This window comes from Sediminibacterium sp. FW305-C-49 (assembly GCF_058231085.1).
In genome coordinates this window covers 44,707-51,322 of record NZ_JBIQXS010000001.1, presented here as the reverse complement: position 1 = coordinate 51,322, position 6,616 = coordinate 44,707, and the positions used below count along the sequence as shown (strand labels likewise).

Below are 6,616 nucleotides of genomic sequence, written 5' to 3'. Positions count from 1 at the left end.
CTGACATTTTGGATTTGCAAGTTAGCACTTTCCCTATATCTATATCAGACATCAGAGATCCTACATCCCACATCACTCCTCCACTCTGATCTTCATTCCTCCGGAGTTTGCTACAAATTCCGGTGCATACATACATTGTATACTAGCATTACCTGTAGAGAACACACCGGTATGGGTAATGAATACAGGATAATCAAACACATAAGTGCCTTTTCTGAGCTGACTGATAAAGAAATTGGTACTGGCATCTTTGGTGCTTTCATAATAGCCCAGTCCATCCTGCCATCTATATCCACTCAATACATTCACCGGCTCCATGGTGGAAGCCCTGGTGTCTTTGAGATGGAGGTATTCCATTTCACGATCGCTTTTGAGCGTTAAACGGATTACTACTTTGTCGCCGGGTTTCAGCACATTGTTTTCGCTAATGGGTTCCAGCACTTTACCGGTATTGCTGTTACGTTCAATGAATAATTGTTTGCTGATGGATAAAGGTGTGGCCGAAGGAGTAATCTTATCCATGTCTTCAAAATATTGCCAGTAAATACTGCCCCATGATGGACTTTGCACTTTCTCTATTCCTTTTGTTTGTACAGTTACGGTAATATTCCCCATGGCTGGTTGTACAAACCTGCCCTCTATTCTTTGCTGGAAATAACCTGTTCCTGCTTCAGTTTTACGATCCTGATTGCTATAACTGTTGTTGCCAAGTTGAATCCTGATATTTTTTTCTGTGTGCAAGAGATCTGAACCAGTCATGAGCAATGCATAACAGGCTTCGGCGGTGGCCATTGTTGTTTTCCAGTTGTTGCTTTGTTTATTGAGTAATAACCAGTTTCTCGCTTCATCAATCGATTTGTTTCCTTCAAACATGGGTTGTCCTTGTTGAAGTTCCTGTAAAAACTGCATCATGGTGGCCTGGTGTTCTATGGGTGTCTGGTACCATGAATAGCTGTACCGGTCTTTCCAATACAAAGTTGACTTTCCATCATCTCTTACTGCATTTTCAAGGATGGCGCTGCGCAGGTTTACGTTTACATAGCGAATTTCATTGTTACGGTAGTATACCAATCCTAGCAATGCACGATGGTAAATAGATTGTTGCTGTATCTGCAACTTACCCCGGTTGTAAAAAAAGTTATAGGCTTCTGCATATTTAGGTAAAGCAATATCTCTGTAGAAACTGCGCATGTAGAGATACTGGATATGTGTACCCGAAATAAGGGTACGTGTCGTATCGAGTTTTGATTTTTTCCAGTACTGGTATTCTTTATTGATGGCTTCATCAAGGAATGCGACAGATTTTTCAATCAAAGACTTGAGGCGAATGGCTACATCTGGTGTAAGTGCACCTATTCTTTTCAGTTTGCCAAGGCCGGTGATTACGTAGTTTGTCATATAACGATCGGCATAACCACCCTTGAACCAACTGAAACTTCCATCAGGCAATTGCATGTCCTGGAGTTTTTGTACCAGCTGATCGGTCTGCTGACTTAATCGGAATACATCAAATAACATGGCAATGTTTTTTTGTTGTTCTTCTTCACTCTGTGCAGCAAATACCCAGGGGGTTTCTTCCAGCATAATTTGTTTGAGTGATTCGTTCAACCGCAATTTGCTTTTGGCAGTAGCTGTATCTTTTAACCAGGATTCAAATACTTTTCTGATTTTCGGATCCCTGTTTACAATATAATTACCCAATGTATTTGCGTAAAAACGGTTAAAAGTCTGTTCCACACATTCATAGGGATATTCCATCAGATAGGGTAGGGCACGTATGGCTTCCCAGATGGGATTGCTTGTATAATTGATGGTGATGGCTTCATGTGTTAAACTCTGACTGCTGGTCTGTATCAGTTTTTCAAAACGGAAAGACTGTGTGGTATCTCTTGTGATCAGTATGGGCAGGCTTTCTGTAACCAGTTGTCGGTTTGTTAGTACCGGAATTGCATTTTCTTCTCCGTCACTATAATTATCGGCCCTGGCTGTAAGCCGCCAGGTAAGCGTTTTATTGAAACTGAATGGAACCTGTACGGGGAATTTAATGGCGGTGCTTTGTCCGGCTGCAGCCGTAAAATACTGTACAGGGAATACATTCTGAAACCATCCATCTACTGAAGTACCTGTAGCAGCATCCACCAGTTCGAGTGTAACCTGACCGGATAATTCTTTCTCACTAAGGTTTGAAATCTTGGCACTCAGTTCCATTTTGTCGCCTTCCCTGATAAAACGTGGAGCATTGGCCTGTACCATCAGTGTTTTTTGGGTGATGATATTAGTACTATTGCTTCCAAAAGCAAGGTCTTTTGTATGTGCAAGGCTCATCCATTTCCATCTCGTTAATGCATCGGGCATGGTAAAGCTGAAACTGTAATTGCCTGCAGTATCTGCATACAGGTGCGGAAAGAAGAAAGCGGTTTCATTGAAATTTTTGCGGATGGTAACAGGAGAAGCATTCTCTGAAGTTGTGATCAGAATGGCTCCATTGGCGCCTGCGGCTCCATATTTGGCTACTGCTTCTTCTCTGGATAAAATTGTTGATGATAAAATTTTATCCGGGCTAATATTGGGCGCACCTGCTATTATTTTTCCATTAACCACATACAATAGACCAGGCGTGTTTAAACTGGAATTACCTCTGATGGAAACATTCGTCATTCTGTCTGTATCATTCATAACTCCCCCAGCTTGTACAACAGCACCTACGGGCACGGGAGCAGCCATGCTTTTGCTCAATTCAGCGGAAACAGATGACCGTGCAACTGCTCTTTTATTATACTCGCCTTCTACTCTGCCGGTTTGAAAATTATACTCAACCACATTCTCCAGCATTTTCTCTACATGCTTTTTCAGTTTATCAGAAATACCTGCGCCTGCATAAGTAATCCAGTTCCTGATATTTCTTTCATAGAGATCATAATAACTTTCTGCTAGGCGATCATATGTGTCAAAAATTTCAGGCAGGTAATCCCATGCAATAATTGGATTATCATAAGCAGCTACACTGGTGAAATTTCTTCCTGCAGTAAAACCATTGGTCAGGTAATGAATGGGCCATAATGATGGGGCATTCAACTGATGGTTTTTGAACTGGTCAAGTGAAGCATCATACATCGTTGTAAGCAGTTCTGATGCCACCTGTTCATTTTTTTGTCCCTTCACCTGTACGGTCCAGGTTTCTTTACTGCCGGGTTCTGTTTTATTTCTATAACTGCTGTATTGAACTGTTAACTGTTTATTGGTCCAGGGAACTTCTATCCTTGTTTGATAACTATATAATCTGTTGTGTAAAACATAAGCTTCTGCTACGGCAAAACCTCCTCTGTCTGCTTCTTCAGCGATAAAACGATTATTTGTAAGTCCGTTTACTCTTTGCTCATAGTGAATGGTAGCTTTCTTATTTTTCCGCTCTGTTTTTTGAATCACAAAGAGGTCTTTTGCATCTGTACCACTGATATAACTGGCAGTATCACCTGGTTCAACTGTTGTTTTCTGATTGAGGTTTAACTGATAAGTTATATAAGGCAATTGGGCCAACTGGCTATTGAATACAGTTGTGTATTGGAAGGCTTTGAGTTCTTTACCATCTTTATCTGTAGTACTTGCTTCTATTTTATACTGACCCGCCGGAAGCGGCTGATTCAATGCCAATGCAGTTATTGTTTTGGTATTGATCGATGTTTCCAGTACCAGCTTTTGAACAGACCATTCTGTTATCTCCGTTTCAGATGCATATTCATCATGGGGAAACAATGCTGTAAATTCCTTTTCACTCATCAGGAACTGATCCGGTTTTTCCCAAAGCCTTTTACGGATAAGTCTTTCAGGTGCTCGTAAAGCATATATTTTTATCGATACAGCAGCCGGTTCTGGTTCATTACTAAGGTTGGTGGTTTTGATGCCGATCTCTTTCAGGTTCCTGCTGTCTGTTAGCTTCGGACTTTCTATGCTAAGTTGTAATGACTGATAGCCAATATTGATTTCAGAACTGGCAGTTCTGGTTTCTCCATTTGCATCTGTAACAGTGGCATTGATGGTGAAAGTAAAAAGGGTATTGGCATTTTCTTCTTTTGTAATGTCGTCAGCATTTGCTTTAAAACGAATGTTGAAATTGCCGGCTGCATCTGTTGTTATATTACCATTACCGATTTCACGGCTATTGTCTGTTCTTGAAGGCCCTCTGCGATACCAGGGATAGATGGTTCTTGTATAACGAGTAATATTGTACACCACTTTGGCTCCATCAATGGTATTACCTGCAAAAGCTTTAGCATTCCCTGTAAGGGTTATACTGTCGTTTAGGCGATAACTACCTTTGGGTTGTTCGAGTGAAACAGCATAGGTAGGACGTTTATATTCTTCTACCGAAAAATAAGAAGCTCCATTTTTTATACTGTTGGTATAAATACTGAAATAGCCAGTTAAAACTTTTGCAGGTAACTGAAATTTTCCACTGAATGAACCAAATTCATTTACTACATAGGGTAGGGAATCAATTCTCTTTCTGTTTACATCCTGTAAAATTACCCAGCCCGAATCTTTCGAAATTAATTTACTGGTTTTGTTTCCATAAGAACGTGTTACGCCTATTCCTTTGAAATACACTGTTTGTCCGGGTCTGTAAATGGATCTGTCAGTAAAAAAGAAAACCTGTCTGGCATCTTTTTCATACCTGATTTGTTGCTCCATATCCGGTTCGATGCTTTCTTCATTTGATACAGAATTTAAATATTCATATTCCCCTTGCTGAAACCTGAGCTGATCATTTTTTGTTTCAAAAAAATAACGGAACAAACCACTGTTGTTTTTTTCTGTGAAACTGAAATATCCGTTTTTATCTGTTGTGGGTTTACTGACAGTCTGGTATTCATTTTTGCGGGTAACAGTATTGTATGTCTGACGTTGTATGGTAACCTGCACATTCGGTAATGGTTTGCCGGTTTCCCTGTGTACAACAAAAAAATCGGAGCCATTTTTTATGTAACTGATATTGGATACAATGAAGGGTAAATACCTGAGATGGCTAAGGCTGTCATGAAAAGACAAATCATTTGAACTAAGCAACGCATAATTACCTGCAGCTAAGCCAGGTAAAGCTATTTCTGTGGCGTGTAATTGGTGATCATTTGTTTTAGGTAAAGCAATCGGCAATGTTTTAACAGGTTTTGACCGGGTAATTTTTTTCCAGAAATTGTTTTCCCAAACCTGTTCTGTAGGTATCTCTTTATCATCCAAACGAAGGATACGGATATAGATACTATCTACATTTCTGAAATCGAGCTTTGCCCTGAATGGCTGATTAATAATATTCACCTGTTCTGTTTTCAGCATCATCTGTTTCTGCTGAATCTGCGATAGCTGGTTCTTCAGTTTTTTTACAGCATGAAACGAGCTGTCAAAGCTGCCAAGGGCTGTCTCAATTATTTTTTTGGCAGTTACATAGGCATAACGGTGCGTGGTATCTGCGAATGGGCTATAAGTATAGGCCCGGTTAATGTACAACTGGGCTAGTTGTGACCAGACTTCAGCGGTAAGTGAATGAGAAGGATATTGCTCTGTTAACAAGCGAAGTGCTGCTTCATACTTTTCTTCCTTTTTTATAAACGAAGCCTGCGAATACACCCAGTTAATTCTTTCCAGATCTAAAAAGAGAAGAAAATTTTTGTCTTTATCGGTGTTGTGATGCGTTAAGATTTTTTTATACAGCATCAGGGTGTTCCAGATATGAGAACTGCTGTCTGTGGTTTGAAAATGAGTCTGAATAAAATCGGGTAATGACCCCAGCGATTTTTCATTGGTAAGTGTGAAAGCCTCTACGGGCTTGCTGGTATAAGTATGCCCTGATTTAAAATATTCAATGGCCTCACGCATCGCTAGATCGTATAAGCTGGTATTGGGGTATCTTTTACTACCTTTTATCAGTACTGCATCAAATTGTTGAATATTGACAGACTGTAATAATTTTTCATGGCTCAGTACATCCAGATACAATGATGAAATTTTGTGATAAAAATCATCCATCGACCAGTTGTCTACTTCTTTTCCGGCACTGGTAGTTGCTTTTTTTCTGCTGTAAATCTGCCAGCGATAATCGTTGAAGTAGTCACTGATTTTTTTAGCCAGTAATAATTGAAGTAATTGCTGAACGACAGGTTCTTTTACAGCTAAAATTTCTTTTGACAGATCATCAATGATTTCTTTTTTTCCTTTTTCCGTAATGGTATTTTCAATAGTATACCGATAGATCAGTGCTTTTATTTTTTGTACGGGTAAATTTCTCTGCACAGCTTTCTGGTATAATTCATTCACCTTTATGAGGGCAGTTTTACTCTGTCCACGTTCAGCGATCAATGTATCAATGGTAAACCATTCTCTGAGGAAGCTGGTATCGGGCTGTTGAGAATAGACAGTAAAACAAAATGAACAAATAAGCAAGGAAAGAAAGAACCTGAATCTCATGTATGAAAATTTAAGTAGGAAAATACGTTCTATTTATTAGGGATGCAAACATCATTCATATTCATACGTTTAAGAATGGATTAACAAAAGTTTAGTAGGCAATCCATCCAAAAAACGAAAGCTTGCGGCTTTCGCCACAAGCTTTACCCCCAATTTG

The 6,616-nt window shown here is 39.6% G+C and carries 1 protein-coding gene; it reads right to left on the bottom strand.

Translation table 11 applies throughout. From position 1 onward, the window contains the following. Positions 1-72 precede the first annotated feature (72 nt). Positions 73-6,459 carry an alpha-2-macroglobulin family protein gene (locus ACH3Z1_RS00180; protein ID WP_490819790.1) on the bottom strand — a complete coding sequence of 2,129 codons (6,387 nt, stop codon included), beginning with the start codon at positions 6,457-6,459 and terminating at the stop codon, positions 73-75. Positions 6,460-6,616 lie beyond the last annotated feature (157 nt).